Below are 16,465 nucleotides of genomic sequence, written 5' to 3' on the forward strand. Positions count from 1 at the left end.
GCGGGACGAGGCCCGGCCCGGCTCAGGATGCCGTGATCGTCGCCGTCACGACACGGGTCTGCGGCAGACCACGCTGATCAGGGTGAAGGAAGCGAAGAACGGCCCCTCGGAGAGGGCGGCGAACCAGCGGCGGCCCCGCGTTTCGTCGATGACACCGTCCTTGATCGCCCGCTGCACGTTGCGGCCGAGCCCCAGCGTGTGATCGGCGTCCTGGAAGTCGCGGAAGACCGGGGTCGTGGCGAGGACGGTCTCGACGGTGAGACCCGCCCGCGTGGCCAGGCGGGCGAGGCCGCGGCCGACCGTGGCGTGCCGGACCACCCGCGAGGCGGTGTACCGCGTGAAGGCGCGGCTCGTGTCGAGGTCCTCCGCGTCGACGGCCAGGGTGTCCCAGTCGGGTTCGGTGAGACCGATCAGCCCTCCCGGCCGGGTGGCCAGGTGGAGTTGGGCCAGGACATCGGCGGGTTCGGCGACATGCATCAGGACCCGGTCGGTCTTCACCCGGTCCACCGTGCCCGGTTCGACGGGAAGGGCGTGGGCGTCACCCTCGCGGATCTCGACCGCAGGGAGCGCGTCCGTGCGCAGCCGGGCCTCGGCGAGCATGGCCGGGTCACGGTCCACGCCGATCACCGTGCCGGCCGGGCCGACGCGTTCCGCCAGCGCCGGCAGGTCGGTGCCCGGACCGCATCCCACGTCCAGCGCGGTGTGGCCCGGCCGTACGTCCAGCAGATCGATCAGTTCCCGCTTGTAGGCGCGGCCCGCGTCCGCGGCGGCGGCGCGCAGCATGTAGGCGGCCTGGTCGGGCCGGGACACACCGAGAGTCATGGACATGGGAAGAGTCAAACATTCCGGTCCGGGGCGTGTCAGCCGGTCGGGTCAGCCGCTCTCCTCCTCGCTCTCCAGCGGCCTCAGTCTCGCCATCTCCGCCGGCGCGAGCCGCTCCACCACCTCCGCCAGAGCCTCGCACGCCTGCTCGATCTTCAGCCGGATGTTCTTCTGTTCGGTGACGACCGCCGCCACCAGCAACGAGGTCAGTGCCACCGACCCGTTGAGCGCCTGAAGGCTGATCAGCCGCTCCGTCAGGCTGTGATGGGCGAAGACACCCTCGCGTTTGGTCGCCTCCAGGACCGCCACGACGGAGACGAACAGCGCGTACGGCGCGCTCCCGGCGAGCTGGAAGCGCAGCGCCGCCCAGATGAGCACCGGGAAGAACAGGAAGATCAGGGTGAGGGACATCGTGATGGCCAGCGGGGTGATGATGACGGCGGCCACCACCACGGCCGTCCCCTCCACCCAGCGGTCGAGCGGCAGCGGCAGCCGGATACGGCAGACGAGGAGCAGGAAGGGCGTGACCACCAGCACCCCCATGGCGTCACCCGCCCACCACGCCAGCCAGGTCGGCCAGAAACCCACCGGGAGTGTGCCGTGGAGCAGCAGCATGGCCGTCCCCACCGTGGCGCTGATCAGCATCCCGGCGAGGGCGCCCAGGAACACCAGCGCCACCCCGTCCCGCAGCCGGTCCAGCTCGATACGGAAGCCCACGCGCCGCAGCAGCAGGTAGGAGCAGAGCGGTGCGAGGGTGCAGCCCACGAGGACGCCGGGCGTGACGGCGCTCAACGGGTCGAGCGTGAGGAGGTGGAAGAGGACGCCCAGCGTGATCCCCGGCCAGATCCCGGCACCCATCAGGAACAGACAGGTCAGGGCGATACCGGTGGGCGGCCAGAGGGGTGACACATCCGCGCCCTCGACGCGCACGACGCCCTCCATCGTGCCGATGCGCGTGCCCGCGTAGTAGGCGACGGCGACGCCAAGGATCCGGAGAGAAGCTACGAACAGACCCCGGACCTTCTCGCTGCGCGCCACACAGCCATCAGACAATGCCCGCCGCCCGCTCGGGCCATGACACGCACCGTCGGAGCGCAGACATCACCCTCTCCCGGCCCGGTCGGACAGCACAGGTGGTCGGACGGCACAGATGGTCGGACGGCACAGTGGGCGGACCGCGGAGGAGACCGGACCGCGGAGGTGGTCGGGCTCGTCGGGTCAGCTCGGCTCGAAGAGCCGCTCGTCCTCGTAGACGAGACTGTCCGAGTCGGTGCAGGTCGCCACCGTGGCGGTGGACACGACACGCAGCCCCATCTGCTCGGCGCGCTCATCCAGTCCGTCGCCGCCGCAGTCCGCGAGCACCAGCGTGAACGCCTGCCTCTCGTTCATGATGTACGGCTCTCCGTACCCCAGCTCGGCGGCGGCCTCGGGGTCGCACCGTGCGATCTGCCACGCGCGGTGCATCAGCAGTCCGGGATCCTCGATCACGAGGTGACGGGTCTCGGTGACGGTGACGGCCAGCCGCGCCACGCCGGAAGCGGCGGTACGGGCAGGACGGGCGGGAGGACAGGTGGCGCCGCCGCGGACGGCCACAGGGGCGGGGCCGGGACCGGGGGTGACGGCATGGGCGGGGCCGGGGAGGCTCGCACCCTCGTCGGAGAGAGAGCGTGACAGAGCGGACATGGGTGGCTCCTGTCGAGGGGATCGGCGGTCGCCCGTGGTGACGGTGGCCCAGGACCGGGCCCGGTACGGGCAGGGCAGCGCGGTGGTCCGCCCGTGGTCGGCCGCCAGCGCGGCGATGACTTCGAGGCCCCTGCCGTGGTCGCCGGCCAGTTCGTGCGGACGGCTGCTCGCGGCCGGTCCCCCGTCGTCCACGGCGACATGGACGCTGCCGTCCGGACGCCGTTCCAGATGAGCGCGGATGGGGCCGCGGGCGTGCAGTACGGCGTTGGTGACCAGCTCCGACATGACCAGCAGGACGTCATCGGCGATCTCGGAGGTGATCTCGGCGGCGGTCCCGGCGATCTCGTCACCGGCCGGACAGGACCAGTCGGCCAGCGTGGCGCGGGTCCACTGCCGGGCGCGCCGGCACGAGTGGTCGGCCCGGTCGAGGCTCAAGGAGGTCCGGAGGGTCTCGTTCCGTGGGGTCCGGCGGGCGTCATCCGGCACGATCCGGCAGGTGTCGCCCCGGGAGGACTGGCCGTCCCACGGGGCCTGACGGCCGACCCACGCGGTCGGCCGGGCGGTGACACCGTCGAGAAGCCGGACGCGGGTCATGCGGGCCTCCGCGAACGCGGGGGAAGGTTCCTGACGCGAAGCCCGCCGGGGGCTCCGATCGGTCCCTTTCCGGAGGATGCGGCTCGGGCAGATGGGGACATACTCATCACTGTCGGAGCACTGTGCCCCATATGCAACGTGCGAAGTGTGCACGATGCGCAAGGTGCGCACGGTGTCGCACACCCCGGCGGAATCGGTACAACCGAGACATCGGCACAGCCACGAGAGCAGCACAGCCACGGAGATCCGGGAGCGTTCCGGAGAGGGGCAGATCATGAGACCGAGGTCCGGGCCCACGGTGCACCACGCGGTCCTGGCCGCCCGGCTCCTGTCGCTGCGCGTGGGCGCCGGTCTGTCGCTGACCCAGGCGGCGACGGCGCTGGGCGCGCACCGGACGACGGTGATGAGAATCGAACGGGCCGAGACGGCGCTCGACGCGGGCCAGGTACGGACCCTGCTGGAGCGCTACGGTGCCGGCCAGGAGGAGATCAGGCAGTTCCTCGGTGAACTGGCCACCGCCAATCTGCCGGGCTGGTGGCATCCGTGGCGGGACGTGATGGACCCCTGGGCCCTGGACCTGATGAACGTGGAGTCCGCGGCGCGCATGGTCCGTCTCTGGCACCCGGCGCTCGTGCCGCCGCTGCTGCGCACCCCGGCGTACGCCCGCGCGGTGGAGGAGGCACTCGGCACCGGCCGTTCACCGGCCGACCGCGCCAGGCGCGTCGAGCTGCTGACCGAGCGCCGGGCCCGGCTGACGGAGCGGGGGGCGCGGATCTGGGCGCTGATGACCGAGGCGGCGGTGCGCACGCGCGTGGGCGACGGACGCATCATGGAGGAACAACTCGCCGCGCTGCGCGATGCCGCCGCCCGCCCGGACGTCACCCTTCAGGTCGCACGGCTCACCGATCCACCGCATCCGCTGACCGGAGTCGCCGGTCTGACCCTGTACCGGGTGGATGTGCCCGAGATCCCGGACCATGTGGTCCGGGAGAGCCCCGTGGGTCCTGCCGACGTCTGGAGCGACACCGTGACCGTGACCGCGTACCGGACGCTCATCGACCAGGCGTGTGCCGCCGCCCCGCATCCGTCCACCCCGCTCCCCTACCCCGTGCCCCTGGCCTGACGGTCTTTACGCGATGCCGTCGCCCGACGACCCTTACCCGACAGCCGACCAGTGACCGGACCCGTGACCGAAGGGATCTACCGTGCCGGATGAGACCCCCCGTCGTATCGACACGACCGTGCCGCACTCCGCGCGCATCTGGAACTACTGGCTTGGAGGCAAGGACCATTTCTCGGCGGACCAGGTGGCCGGGGACGCCTATCGCGAGGTCTTTCCCCTGATCGAGACGTTCGCGCGGGAGTCGCGCGGCTTCCTGCGGCGCTCCGTCACCTATCTCGCGGCGGAGGCGGGGATGAGGCAGTTCCTCGATCTCGGCGCCGGACTGCCGACCGTCAACAACACGCACGAGGTCGCGCAGCGCATCGCGCCCACCGCCCGCGTCGTGTACGTGGACCACGACCCGCTGGTCCTGCTGCATGTGCACGCGCTGCTCACCTCCACCGCCGAGGGCGCCACCGCCTACATCGAGGCGGACATGCGGGACACGGACGCGGTGCTGGACGGCGCGGCGGAGACCCTCGACATGGCGCGGCCCGTCGCGCTGGTCATCTCGGACGTACTCGGCCACATCGTCGACTTCGACGAGGCCCTGGCCCTGGTCAAGCGGCTCGTGGACCGGTTGCCGTCCGGCAGTTATCTGGCCCTGAGCCACGCGGCGGCAGCGGACGAGGGGCACGCGGCGGCGCAGGAGACGTACAACGCGTCCGGGGCCGTCCCGTACATCCTCCGCACGCCCGAGCAGATCGCACGGTTCTTCGACGGGCTGGAGCTGGTCGAACCGGGTGTCGTGTCCTGGCCGCACTGGCACCCCGACGCCACCACCACCTCGGTCGCCGAGCGGGGCGGCTGGGGAGGCGTCGCCCGTATCCCCTGACCACCCCCGATCACCGCGACCACCCCCTCCCGGCCACGCCCCTCCCCGTCGGCCGTGTCCGCGCGTGCGGGCGGGCCGTATCCCGTCGAAGCTGTACGGATGGACAGTGACGGGCTGGTGGCGCGCCGGCTGATCGAGGCGGCGGCACGCTCCGGCGCCTCGCTGATCGCGGAGACCGCCTCCGCGGTCTCCGGATGGGCGGTTCTGGTGGACCCGACCACGGGCGCCGTCTACAGCTCACCGGAGCGCGCCGCCGCGGCGGGTGTCAGCGCCGCGGCGGAGGCCGGAAACACGGTGGGCGCGGGCGGTGCGGCAGGGGGCGGCGGCGGACGGGCGCGGTCCGGTGATACCGACGGCGGCACGGGTACGACGGTCCGGCAGGTGGTGGGAGCCGCGCTCGTGGTGCACGCCGGCCCGGACGTCTCCGCGCGCCGGGTCGAGCTGGTGACCAGGACCACGGCCGGGCTGCTCGAAGTACGCGCCCGCCGCGCGGAAGAGCTGACGAGCGCGGAGATGCGGCTGCATGCCGTGGTGACGCGCCTGCTGCTGCGCGGCGACACCGGTCTCGCGGCGGAGGTCATCGGGGGACTGACCTCGCACGCCACCGTCTACCGGCTCTCCGGCGGCGCGGATCCGCAGGCCGCGTACCAGGCGGTGTGGCGCGCGCTGCTGCCCACCGGCGCCCGGCCGGGCGCGCCCACACTCATCACGCTCCTGGACGGTGACCTGGTCGTCGTGGCCCTCCATGACGCGGCACGGGACGACGGACGGGTCCTGCGGCTGATCGCCCGCTCGGCGGAGCGGTACGGGCTGCTCGGCGGCGTCGCGGACCCCGCGCCGCTCGCCATGCTCGCGGCGGCCTTCACCGAGGCCGGTCAGGCACGCGCCGGGGCGGCGGCGGGCCACCGGCTGGTCCCCGCCGCCGGGCTCGGAGACCGCGCCCTGCTGCGGATCATCCCGCCCGACCGGCTCTCCGCCTGGGCGTCCTCCCTGCTGGGCCCGCTCACACAACCCCAGCGCCAGGCGCTGGAGGGGTGGCTGCGCACCGGATCGATCGGGGCCATGGCACAGATGCTGGGGATCTCCCGGGGCACCGCGCGTTCCCGGCTGCGGACGGCCGCCGAGCGGCTGGGAGGTCTGGAGACGCCCCTCGCCCTGGCGCGGCTCGCCCTCGCACTGCGTGCCCCGGCGGGCGGGCCCGCGGAGGCGGCCGGGTCCGCCGGTACGGGCCCGCCCGCCGCGCTCCCCACGGAACTCGTGGACGCCGCGCCGGCACGCCGTTGGGCCACCGCGCTGACCGAACCGCTCGACACGGCACAACGGATCGCCCTGCGCGTCTGGCTCGGCCATCTCGGCAGCGTCGCCCCGGCCGCCGAGGAACTCGGCCTGCACCGCACGACGCTCCGGCGGTGGCTGGAGGAGATCGGCCGGCTCCTGGACGTGGACCTGTCGTCCGCCGCCGTCCGCGCCGATCTCTATCTGGCGCTGGAGACCCTCGCCGGCCCCGACGACTCCCCCGGCGCGCTGCCACGCCGGGGAGGCCGTACGTACCAGCGGTCCGCGACGCTCTGAGGGCGGCGGAACTCCCGTACGCGGCAACGCCGTCACTCTCCGGCCGGGAGCCGGTCCGGTTCCGGACCGAACGCGCCCGCCGGGTGCGGGACGGCCCGTCACCCGCCAGGACGTTTCGTGTCGATCACCGCCGGAATATCCTCCGGGGCACGGGAGTTGGCAGCGAGGTACTCACCGATTCCCCCCGGTCGGCGAGCGGCTCAGGGCCCTTCGGCGCCCGCGGCCCGGGGGTCCGAGACCGGAGCAGACATGACCATCGACACGACCCGTGGTGCGGACACGATCCGTGACGCGGACCGCTCGTTCCTCTTCGTCCTCGGCAGCTCCCGCTCCGACGGCAACACCGAGATACTCGCGCGCGCCGCCGCCCAGCAGTTACCGCCCGGTGTGCCGCAGCGCTGGGTGGATCTGGCCCACCTGCCGTTGCCCGACTTCCAGGACGGGCGGCACGAGACCGACACCTGGTCGGCCGGGGAGTACGAGGAGACGCTGCGGCAGGCCACGCTGGAGGCCACCGACATCGTCATCGCCTCGCCCCTGTACTGGTACACCCTCTCCGCGCAGACCAAGCGCTACCTCGACTACTGGTCGGGCTGGCTGACGGTGTCCGGCTCGGACTTCGCGGAGCGGATGGCGGGCCGCACCCTGTGGGGCGTGTCGGTCATGTCGGCCGACGACGAGGCCGTCGGCGACGGACTGGTGACCACCCTCAACAACTCGGCGGCGTATATGCGGATGCGGTTCGGCGGGGTGCTGTTCGGCAACGGCTCCCGGCCCGGTCAGGTACGGAACGACGAGCGGGCGGCGCTCCGGGCCAAGACGTTCTTCCAGCAGGAGGCCCCGCTCGCCCTGTTCCCGTGAGAGGCGGGCCCCGGCGCCGGCGCGTTCACGCCCGGTGGACCGCTTCCTCAAGGGCCTCTCTGAACGCGTCCGCGGTCGTGGTGACGATCCGCGGACTGTCGATCAGCGCCTCGTCGATCACCCGGGCGAGGCGGCGGGGCACCGACGGGCTACGGTCCCGGATCGGGACGGCGGGCTCCCGCAGCAGTACCGCGAGGGGGTCGACGGCGGGCGGGAAGTCGCGCGGGGTGGCACCGGTCAGCATCCGGTACAGGGTGGCGGCCGTGGCCCAGACATCGACCTCGGGCCTGGCGTACTTGTAGTCGACGACCTGGGTACGGGGCATGTACGCCACGGTTCCGGCCACCGTCCCGGTGCGGGTGAGGCCGGACAGACCGGCCCGGTCGAAGGCTTTGGCGAGGCCGAAGTCACTGATCTTGACGGTGGGCGGTCCGCCGTCCGCGGTGAGGAGGATGTTGGCGGGCTTGATGTCCCGGTGCACCAGGCCGCGTACGCTCCCGCTCCCACCGCCGCCCGCCGCGGACCCCGGGGGTCGCGGCCGGGCCAGTGGCGCGGTGTGGGCGTGGGCGAGGCCGTCGAGTACCTGTGAGGCGATCGCGACCGCTTCGTCCGGCGGCAGTGTGCCGCCCCGCGCGGCGAGCCACTGCCGCAGATCGCCGCCGCCGCAGTACTCGCAGGCCAGATAGAAGCTCGCGCCGTGTGAGCCGCTGTCGTGGAACCTGACGATGTTGTGGTGCCGCAGACCGCGGATGCCCTCGATCTCCCGCAGGAAGTTCGCCCGCGCGCGGTGGCCCACCGCGACCTCGGCCAACAGCACCTTCAGGGCCACCAGTTCGCCTGTGCCGAGGTGCCGGGCGAGATGGACCACGCCCTGTCCGCCCCGGCCGAGTTCCCGTACGAGTTCGTAGTGGCGCAGGCCCGCGAGGCCGTCGTCCCCGGCGGCGCGGGACAGCAGGCCGCGCACGATGCCCTGGGGGCTGTTCCGGCAGGGGTCGCAGACGATGTCGCCCTCGCGGCCACGGTCCGCTTGGCCACCGTCCGCGCGTTGCACGTCGCGACCGCAGTGCGCGCAGTACGCGCGGGTCGTGACCGGTTCGCCCGCTGCGGCCTTCCCGCCCGCGATCCCGACCCGCAACAGGGTTTCCCCCAGGCGTACTTCGTCACCGTGGACGAGATCGCGTTCCGGGAACTCCGCGCGCGCGGCCTGCTCCGGGGTCTCGTCCGGTTCGCGGCGGCCGATCTCCTCGCCGTTGACGAAGGTGCCGTTGAGGCTGCCGAAGTCCCGCACCCGTACGTCGGGCGGGTTGATGTCGAAGAGGCAGTGGTGCCGCGAGACCCGCATGTCGTCCTGGGGCAGCCGTGGCGAGCAGTCGGAGGCGCGGCCGACCACGCAGGTCGTGCGCTCCTCGAAGGAGAACGTCCTCCCCCGCGACGGGCCGGACCGTACGGACAGGGTGACGGACGCGAGCGCCCGCGTGCCGCTCACGACACGCCTCGCGAGGACCGCGACGACCGGGTCAGCCGCGAGACCCCCGGGAGCCGCGCGAACCACGTCGACCGGACAGGTGGTGCGGGTGGCGTGGCCGGAGGGGGCGGGGGAGGCGGTGAGAAGTCGTACTCCCAGTCCAGCTCCCAGACCCGGGTGACCCCTTCACGGTCGCGTGAGAGGACGACGCGGCCACCACCGGTGATCGCGAGCCACATGATCCCGGACGCGTGGCCGTCCAGCGTGCGCAGGCAGGCGCCGGTGTCGAGATCCCACACCCGCAGCAAGCCCTCGGCACCACCGCTGACGGCGAAGCGGCCGTCAGCGCTGACCTCGACACCGCTGACCGCGAAGGCGGGGAAGCCCCGGTTGATCCTGGCCACATGACGGCACCGGCCGGTACGCGGGTCCCAGGTCCGCATCGTCTGGTCCTGGCTCACCGACACGCCGACACCGCCGTCCGCGGAACAGGCGAGGCCGACCAAGGTCTTCTCCGGGTCATGGCCGGTCATCGTATGGCGGCAGATCCCTGTCCTGACGTCCCACACCCGCACGGTCCCGTCCCAGTGGCCCGTCAGCAGCACGTCGCCGTTGCCGCTCAGCGCGAACTCGCTCCACTTCTCGCCGTTCAGGACATGGAGGCAGCGCCCGGCCCGCACGTCCCAGATCCGCGGCCCGTCGTCGCCGTACGAGAAGGCGTACCGCCCGTCGTCGCTCATCGCCAGGGTGGAGACGAAGGCCGTGTGCCCCGTGAGTTCCCGGACACATGTCTCCGTCTCCAGGTCCCAGACGCGGATGACCCGGTCCTTCCCGGCGGAGAGAGCGACCCGGCCACCGGCGTCCAGCGCCACCTTGTACATCCGTCCGGTGGTGCCGCGCAGTGTGTGCCGGTCCCGTCCCGACTCCAGGTCCCAGCCGTGGACGGTGCCGTCCGCGCCCGCCGACAGCACGATCCCGTCGTCGGCGGGGACGGCGAGATCACGGAAGGTGTCGATGTCGCCCCGCGCGAGGACGCGCCGGCCGCCGTCCCGCAGGTCCCACAGGTCGAGTCGTGTCCCGTCCGCGCGGGAGACCAGTTCCAGCAGACCGCGGCCGGAGTTGAGCGGCAGCAGACCGGCGGCCTCGTGCGTGCTGTGGGGCCCGACTCCGATGATGGGCGGGGTGGCGCGGAGCCAGGCGTCGGACAGGGTGGTGCGCCGCCCGGCGCCCGTGACGGCCTGCCAGCTGTCGAGCAGCGCGTGGTGGCGCCGGTAGCCCGGTACGGCTCGCGCGCGGCGCAGCTCGTCGGCCGCGGCACCGGCCCGGCCCTCGTCCATCAGCGCCGTCGTACGGTCGAGAGCGCGGCGCACCACCTCGCTCTCGCGCACGCGTTCCGTCGCCGCGCGCGGAAGCGGGTAGCTCCACGGCGCGGGCGGACCCGGGGGTGCCGGCTCCCTCAGCGTGAGCCTGCCGTGCGCGCCGCCCGTCAGTACCAGCAGGCCGTCGGTACCGAAGGCGACCGAGTAGCCGCCTTCCCGCCACGACCGGAAACATCTGCCGGCGGACAGCTCCCACAGCTCGGTGGTGTTCGTGGCGCCGCCGAGGGCGTACCGCCCGTCGGCGCTCACGCCGTAGTAGTAGCCCAGTCCGCCGGGGCGGACGACGGCGGGGCGCCGCTCGCGGCCCGTCGCCACGTCCCAGATCCGTACGCCGGAGCCGCCGACGCTGGTGACCGCGGTGCGCCCGTCGGCGCTCAGGGCGGCGTCGCGGAAGCGGGTCTCGATGGTGCGCAGGACCTGTCCGGTGCCCGGATCCCACACCAGCAGGCCGGCGTCCGGTCCGCTCGTCCAGCGGTCGCGCGTCAGCGCGACGCGGCCGTCCGCGCTGAGGGCCAGTCCATGGGCGGTCCCGCCGACGCGCGTACCGTCCGGTCCTGACGTCAGCTCGCGCAGGCAGCGGCCGGTCTCGGTGTCCCACACCTGCACGACCCCGTTGTTGTGCGCGGTCAGCGCGATCAGGCCGTCCCCGCTCATCGCCACGTCGCCGGGGGCGAACTTCACCGGGTTCGCCCCGTGGTCGAGGGTGTGGAGAAGCCCGCCGGTACGCAGGTCCCAGACGCGCGCGGCGCCGTCGGGCGCCGCGGTGATCGCCCGGCGGGCCGCCGCGTCCGCCGCCAGTCCGTAGATCCCCCACTCGCTGTCCGTGGCGGTGATGACCCGTACGCAGCGGCGGCCGACGAGATCCCAGACCCGGACCGTCCCGTCGGTGGCGGCGGAGACGCCGGTACGGCCGTCCCGGCTCACGGCCACCCCGTACACGATGCCGGTGTGGCCGATGAGGACGGTGTCCGGTCCGGTCCGTGGTGCGCGGTCGGCGCGTCCGAGCGCGTCGGTGATCTCCGGGGTGCCCGGCGCCCGCTCCGCGGCGGCCCGCAGCAGTTCCGCCGCGGACTCGGCGTCGCCGCGCTCCAGATGCACCAGCCCCAGCAGATACCCGGGACGCCACTCCTCCGGATGAGCCTCGCGGACCCCTTCCAGATCGACGATGACCTGAGCGTCGGTCAGCCGCCCGGCGCGCCACAGGTACAGGCCCCGGTTGTACGCCGCGTGCGGGTTGTGGGGATCGGTCTCGGAGGCGCGCCGCCACAGGGCCTCGGCTTCGTCCGCCCGACCGAGGTCCACCAGGGAGAGAGCCTGGTTGGACAGGCCGTCGGCGAGCCGCACCGCGGTCAGCGGTTCCGGCCTCGGGTAGGGCTCGCCCAGGGCCGTCGCGTAGATCTCGGCCAGTTCGCCGGCGAGTTCGCCCATGTCCTTGGGCCGGTCCGCCGGGACCCAGGCGAGACAGCGCTCCAGCAGGGTCACCAGTCCGGCGGGGATGGCCGGGATGGCCAGCATCCGTTCGTCGCGGATCTCCTCCGCGACGAACGCGGCGAGCACCTCGGCCCCCGTCTGCCCGTACCGGCACGGCGGGTGGCCGACGAACATCTCCAGTACGGTCAGGGCCCACGACCAGGTGTCGGTCGCCCGGGTGAGCTGTGGCCTCGGCCGCCCGGAGTCCTCCGTCCACACGGCGGCCTCCGCCTGCTCGGGGGAGCAGAAGGCCGGGGTCATGCCGCAGTACCCGGCCAGTACGCTCGCGCCGGGCGGCACCACGGTGCTCTCCCCCGCCGCGGCGCGGGCCTTGGCCAGTCCGAAATCGGTCACCTTGGCGGTGCCGTCACGGGCGAGCAGCACGTTGGCGGGCTTGACGTCCTGGTGGATCAGGCCGTGCCGGTGCGCGTGCCGAAGTCCCCACGCGGTCTGGACGGCGATGTCGAGGATGCGGCGCAGGACCTCGCGGTGGCCGCCGGTGTAGAGGTGTTCGTCGCGCACGGCCTCGGCCAGGCTGCCGCCGTCCAGCCATTCGGCGAACACCGTGGGCACTCCGCCGAGCGTGCGGACGTACACGCAGTTCACCGTGTGCGGATGCTCGTCGAGACCGACCCAGGTCGCCGCCTCGGTCTCGAAGTCCCGCAGTCCCTTCTCCGTGGCCGCCAGGGCGGGCCGGGGTACCTTCACCGCCAGCTCCACGTTCCAGTCGCGGTGCAGGATCCGGTAGACCAGTCCCATCCCGCCGCTGCGGATCACCTCCCTGACCTCGTAGAGGTCCAGGATCACCGCACCGGGACGCCACTCGTCGGGTACGTGCCTCGCCACTCGCCCACTTCTCCGTCCGGAGTCCACTTCAGGCAACACGTCACAGTGTGCCCAACCACGCACGGGGGAACCAGTGTTCACGGAGCGGCGCCGGGGCTCACCAGGGCAGCGGGCCCTCGGCGTCGAAGTAGCCCCCGGTGGGGCCGTCGGGGCGTACGAGCGCCATGCGGACGATGATCTCGGCGCCCTCCTCGACGGTCTGCGTGCCGCTGTGGCCGTTCAGGTCCGTCGCGGTGTAGCCGGGCTCCACCGCGTTGATCCGCATGTCCGGGAGGGCCTTCGCGTACTGCACGGTGATCATGTTGAGCGCGGCCTTCGACGCCGGGTAGGCGACCCCCGGGTACGCGTACGTCGGCGTGCCCACCGTGGAGACCAGGGTCTTCGAGGCCAGGCCGCTGCTGACGTTGACCACGACGGGGGCGGCGGACCGGCGCAGCAGTGGCAGGAACGCGTGGGTGACACGCACCACGCCGAAGACGTTCGTGTCGAACGTGGTCCGCAGCGCGTCGGCGGTCACCTCCGCGGCGCCGGTCTCGTTCCTCTCGATGCCGGCGTTGTTGACCAGCACGTCCAGTCCGCCGTCGGCCTCGATGGCGCGCGCCGCGGCGGCGACCGACGCGTCGTCGGTGACATCGAGGACGACCGTCCGCGCCCCCAGCAGCTCGGCGGCGCGGCGCCCGCGCTCGGGGTCCCGGCTGCCCACGTAGACGAGGTGGCCCGCTTCCACGAGCCGTCGGGCGGTCTCGAAACCGAGACCCTTGTTCGCTCCGGTGATCAGTGTTGTTGTCATGCCTCCAGATTCCGGCCGGGCGGTGTGGTCAGCCAGTGGTCGCGTCTTCCTGGGACCGCCGGTACCAGGCTGCACCACGGCTCGCGGCCCGCGGGCGGTGCACACTGGTGGGCATGGCGACAGCGGAGTTCGGCAAGGCGGTGCGCCGTTGGCGCGACCGGGTCTCGCCGGAGACCGTCGGGCTGCCCGCCGGCGGGCACCGGCGCGCGGCCGGACTGCGCCGCGAGGAGCTGGCCCTGCTGGCCGGGATCTCCGTCGACTACATCACCCGCCTCGAACAGGGCCGCGCCGCCCACCCGTCGGCGCAGGTCGTCGAAGCGCTGGCCAGGGCACTGCGGCTGTCGGGAACCGAGCGCGCGCATCTGTTCCGGCTGGCCGGGCTGGCCCCGCCGGGGCCGGAAACCGTGCCCGCGTACATCACACCGAGCGTCCAGCGGATGCTGGACAGACTGACCGGCACACCCGTCGCGGTCTTCGACGCCACCTGGACACTGCTCATGGCCAACCCGCCGTACGCGGCGCTGATGGGCGATCCGTCCGGATGGCGTGGCAACGAGCGCAACGGGGTCTGGCGCAACCTGCTCGGTTCCGGCACCCGGGTCCGGCACACGCCGGAGGCCCGGCGCGCGTTCGAGGCCGCTCTGGTCGCCGATCTGCGCGCGGCGGCCGACCGCTACCCCGCCGATCAGCGGCTACGGCGCCTCGTCGAAGAACTGCGCACACACAGCGAGCGGTTCACCCGACTGTGGGAGTCCGGCGCCGTCGGCCATCACGAGGCCGCATGCAAGACCATCGATCACCCGCGCGTGGGCCCACTGACACTGGACTGCGACGTACTCACCGTGGCGACCGGCGACCTGCGCATCATGGTCTACACAGCCGAACCGGGCACCGCCGACGCCGAACGCCTCGCGCTGCTCACCGTGATCGGCACCCAGACTCTCGCCGGATAGCCACCGCACTCGATACCCCGTCCGGCATCCATCCGACGTGCGTATCCGGGGGGTTCGGGTTTCGCTGGAGGTGCTGTCCGGCCGCGTACATCCCACAGCCACCCCCGTGTCCGGGGCCGGACAGCCCGACCCCGGCGCGGTGTCCGGGATGCGGCAGCACGTCATAGCGGTAAGACTGACGGCGCGGGAGACGACGGTCCAATGAGGCAGCCGACTGTCCTCACTGGACCGTCCCCCGTCCAGTCGCCGTCGTCGTCGACGAGGGATGGCATGAACATGAGCGCGCTTGACACACCCGAAGTCGCCGCGCTTCGCTTGCGGCTTCGGAAGTGCGAACGTGCGAACACGTGAACGCGACAATGGATTCGAACCGCGGAAAGAAACCCGGATGGCGGAATTTCCGTAACCGCGAGCGATCCGGCGTTCAGGCGTTCAGGCGAGCCGGGAAAACGTACACGCCAATCAGCGACGGACGCGACGGAATCATTGCCCATCTCATAGAGAAGAGCACATCGAAGTGAGAGACGCGGCAGCGCGAACCAGAAACCGTGAAGGACGCGCGCACGCGCAGCGGAACGGCCCCATGGCCCTGGCGTCGGCCGTGGGGGGCGGGCGCGCACGCCCGGTATCGGCCCCGTGAGCACCGTCTGGCTCCGGCTCACCATCCGCGCCCGATTGACGCTCACCTACGCGGGGCTTTTCGCGGCGGCCGGTGTGGCGATGATCGGTTTGCTCTACGCCTTTATGAAATACGTCCCGGTCTACAGCGAAAGTCTGACGACCCACAGCAGCGCCCTGAAAAGCGGCACGACCACAGCCGGTCTTCCCGGGCCCGGCCACCTCACCCACAGCGCGGACAGCATGGTCGCGGCGACGGACTGCGAGGTCTCGTTCACCGAGAAAGTGCGCACGTTCGCTGCGCGTTTGAGCGCACCCAGCGACGGTGATTCGACCCTCGCCGTCTGCGGGTCCGCGAGCGGCGGGAAAAGCTCGTTCGAGGTCTCCACCAAGGCGGACTTCCTCGAGGCGCTGTTGATGTTCAGCGCGGTGACACTCCTGGTGTTGCTGGTGATCGCGGTGGTTCTGGGCTGGTTCGTGGCGGGGCGGATGCTGGCGCCGCTCCAGCGGATCACCGCGACCGCCCGGAGCATCGCCGGGTCCACCCTGCACGAACGGATCGCGCTGGCCGGACCGAAGGACGAGATCAGGGAACTCGCCGACACCTTCGACGCGATGCTCCAGCGCCTGGACAAGGCGTTCCAGGCGCAGAGCCGGTTCGCGGCGAACGCGTCGCACGAGCTGCGCACCCCGCTGGCCGGGATGCGGACCCTCCTCCAGGTCGCGCTCGCCGCGCCCGGTGAGTACCGGCTGGAGGACCTGGGCCCCGACCTGCTCACCCTCAACCGGCGCTCCACGGAGATCACCGAGGCGCTGCTGGTCCTGGCCCGCGCCGACCACGGCGCGCTCGCCGAGGAAGCCGTCGAACTGGACGTCCTGGCACGGGAGGTGTGCACCCAGGCCACCCCGGCGGCGGCCGACGCGGGGGTGGTCCTGACCGCGTCGGTGGGCCGGGGCCGGGTCCTCGGCGACCGGGTCCTGCTGCGGCAGCTGGTCACCAACCTCGTCGACAACGCCGTCCGCCACAATCACCCGGGCGGAACGGTGACCGTGAGCGTGGACGAGCGGCCCGAGCACGGGACCCGGCTCGTCGTACGCAACACCGGACGCACGCTCACCCGCACCGAGACGGACCGCATCCTGGAACCCTTCCACCGCCTCGACACCCGCCGCACGAGCCGCCCGGACCGCCCGGCGGGCTACGGCCTCGGCCTCGCCATCGTGGAATCGATCGTCCGCGCCCACAACGGAACCCTCCACGCGGAACCACTGCGGCACGGCGGCCTCCACATCACCGTCACCCTCCCCACCCCCACGCCCACCCCCACACGCACACGCACGCCCATGACGGCCGGCGCAACGATGAGCCGTGAGCGGGACGGGTGAGCCCGAAGGCCCGTCCTCACCGTCGAGGA

Annotated in this window: 12 protein-coding genes; 6 read left to right on the top strand and 6 right to left on the bottom strand. The window is 72.5% G+C overall.

From position 1 onward, the window contains the following. Positions 1–45 precede the first annotated feature (45 nt). From ACIOGX_RS05245 to ACIOGX_RS05255, 3 genes are all read right to left on the bottom strand, one after another. Positions 46–828, bottom strand: a complete 783-nt coding sequence (locus tag ACIOGX_RS05245) for a methyltransferase domain-containing protein (RefSeq protein ID WP_383965306.1) — start codon at positions 826–828, stop codon at positions 46–48. Positions 829–873: 45 nt separating this feature from the next. Next, positions 874–1,860 carry an MASE1 domain-containing protein gene (locus ACIOGX_RS05250; RefSeq protein WP_356511065.1) on the bottom strand — a complete coding sequence of 329 codons (987 nt, stop codon included), beginning with the start codon at positions 1,858–1,860 and terminating at the stop codon, positions 874–876. Between the two features lie 180 nt (positions 1,861–2,040). Beyond that, positions 2,041–3,099 (bottom strand): ATP-binding protein, encoded by a 1,059-nt coding sequence (locus tag ACIOGX_RS05255; protein WP_401910431.1) that lies wholly within the window; start codon positions 3,097–3,099, stop codon positions 2,041–2,043. Between the two features lie 274 nt (positions 3,100–3,373). On the opposite strand from ACIOGX_RS05255, the gene ACIOGX_RS05260 reads away from it, so the two are divergent. From ACIOGX_RS05260 to ACIOGX_RS05275, 4 genes are all read left to right on the top strand, one after another. Next, positions 3,374–4,222 carry a helix-turn-helix domain-containing protein gene (locus ACIOGX_RS05260; protein WP_383965315.1) on the top strand — a complete coding sequence of 283 codons (849 nt, stop codon included), beginning with the start codon at positions 3,374–3,376 and terminating at the stop codon, positions 4,220–4,222. Positions 4,223–4,304: 82 nt separating this feature from the next. Beyond that, positions 4,305–5,096 (top strand): SAM-dependent methyltransferase, encoded by a 792-nt coding sequence (locus tag ACIOGX_RS05265; protein WP_401910434.1) that lies wholly within the window; start codon positions 4,305–4,307, stop codon positions 5,094–5,096. A gap of 99 nt (positions 5,097–5,195) precedes the next feature. Continuing rightward, the gene (locus tag ACIOGX_RS05270; protein WP_401910436.1) at positions 5,196–6,668 is read left to right on the top strand and encodes a helix-turn-helix domain-containing protein; all 1,473 of its coding nucleotides are present in this window, start codon (positions 5,196–5,198) and stop codon (positions 6,666–6,668) included. A 249-nt stretch (positions 6,669–6,917) separates the two neighbouring features. Continuing rightward, a complete protein-coding gene (locus tag ACIOGX_RS05275; RefSeq protein ID WP_356511075.1) occupies positions 6,918–7,529 on the top strand; it encodes an NAD(P)H-dependent oxidoreductase in 612 nt (203 codons plus the stop codon). A 25-nt stretch (positions 7,530–7,554) separates the two neighbouring features. Here the strand turns inward: ACIOGX_RS05275 and ACIOGX_RS05280 are convergent, their stop codons facing one another. The 3 genes from ACIOGX_RS05280 to ACIOGX_RS05290 form a co-directional block, all read right to left on the bottom strand. After that, complete coding sequence (locus tag ACIOGX_RS05280) at positions 7,555–9,015, bottom strand: protein kinase (RefSeq protein WP_401910439.1); 1,461 nt, start codon at positions 9,013–9,015, stop codon at positions 7,555–7,557. Continuing rightward, the gene (locus ACIOGX_RS05285) at positions 9,012–12,689 is read right to left on the bottom strand and encodes a WD40 repeat domain-containing serine/threonine protein kinase (protein WP_401910442.1); all 3,678 of its coding nucleotides are present in this window, start codon (positions 12,687–12,689) and stop codon (positions 9,012–9,014) included. Before ACIOGX_RS05285 ends, ACIOGX_RS05280 begins: the two co-directional genes overlap by 4 nt. Positions 12,690–12,786: 97 nt before the next feature. Beyond that, positions 12,787–13,479: an SDR family NAD(P)-dependent oxidoreductase gene (locus tag ACIOGX_RS05290; RefSeq protein ID WP_356511081.1), complete on the bottom strand. Its 693-nt coding sequence runs from the start codon at positions 13,477–13,479 to the stop codon at positions 12,787–12,789. Positions 13,480–13,592: 113 nt separating this feature from the next. Here ACIOGX_RS05290 and ACIOGX_RS05295 point away from each other — a divergent pair, with 113 nt between their 5' ends. Together ACIOGX_RS05295 and ACIOGX_RS05300 are read left to right on the top strand one after the other, a co-directional pair. After that, the gene (locus ACIOGX_RS05295) at positions 13,593–14,432 is read left to right on the top strand and encodes a helix-turn-helix transcriptional regulator (protein WP_401910445.1); all 840 of its coding nucleotides are present in this window, start codon (positions 13,593–13,595) and stop codon (positions 14,430–14,432) included. A 636-nt stretch (positions 14,433–15,068) separates the two neighbouring features. Then, a complete protein-coding gene (locus ACIOGX_RS05300; protein WP_401910448.1) occupies positions 15,069–16,436 on the top strand; it encodes an ATP-binding protein in 1,368 nt (455 codons plus the stop codon). The last annotated feature ends 29 nt before the right edge of the window (positions 16,437–16,465 follow it).

This window comes from Streptomyces sp. NPDC088147 (assembly GCF_044741565.1).
Classification (GTDB): domain Bacteria; phylum Actinomycetota; class Actinomycetes; order Streptomycetales; family Streptomycetaceae; genus Streptomyces.

Bases quoted from the DNA above. Each gene is read 5' to 3' on its own strand.
- ACIOGX_RS05255 (WP_401910431.1), bottom strand. From the start codon at position 3,099: ATGACCCGCGTCCGGCTTCTCGACGGTGTCACCGCCCGGCCGACCGCG.
- ACIOGX_RS05245 (WP_383965306.1), bottom strand. From the start codon at position 828: ATGTCCATGACTCTCGGTGTGTCCCGGCCCGACCAGGCCGCCTACATG.
- ACIOGX_RS05260 (WP_383965315.1), top strand. From the start codon at position 3,374: ATGAGACCGAGGTCCGGGCCCACGGTGCACCACGCGGTCCTGGCCGCC.
- ACIOGX_RS05295 (WP_401910445.1), top strand. From the start codon at position 13,593: ATGGCGACAGCGGAGTTCGGCAAGGCGGTGCGCCGTTGGCGCGACCGG.
- ACIOGX_RS05275 (WP_356511075.1), top strand. From the start codon at position 6,918: ATGACCATCGACACGACCCGTGGTGCGGACACGATCCGTGACGCGGAC.
- ACIOGX_RS05270 (WP_401910436.1), top strand. From the start codon at position 5,196: ATGGACAGTGACGGGCTGGTGGCGCGCCGGCTGATCGAGGCGGCGGCA.
- ACIOGX_RS05290 (WP_356511081.1), bottom strand. From the start codon at position 13,479: ATGACAACAACACTGATCACCGGAGCGAACAAGGGTCTCGGTTTCGAG.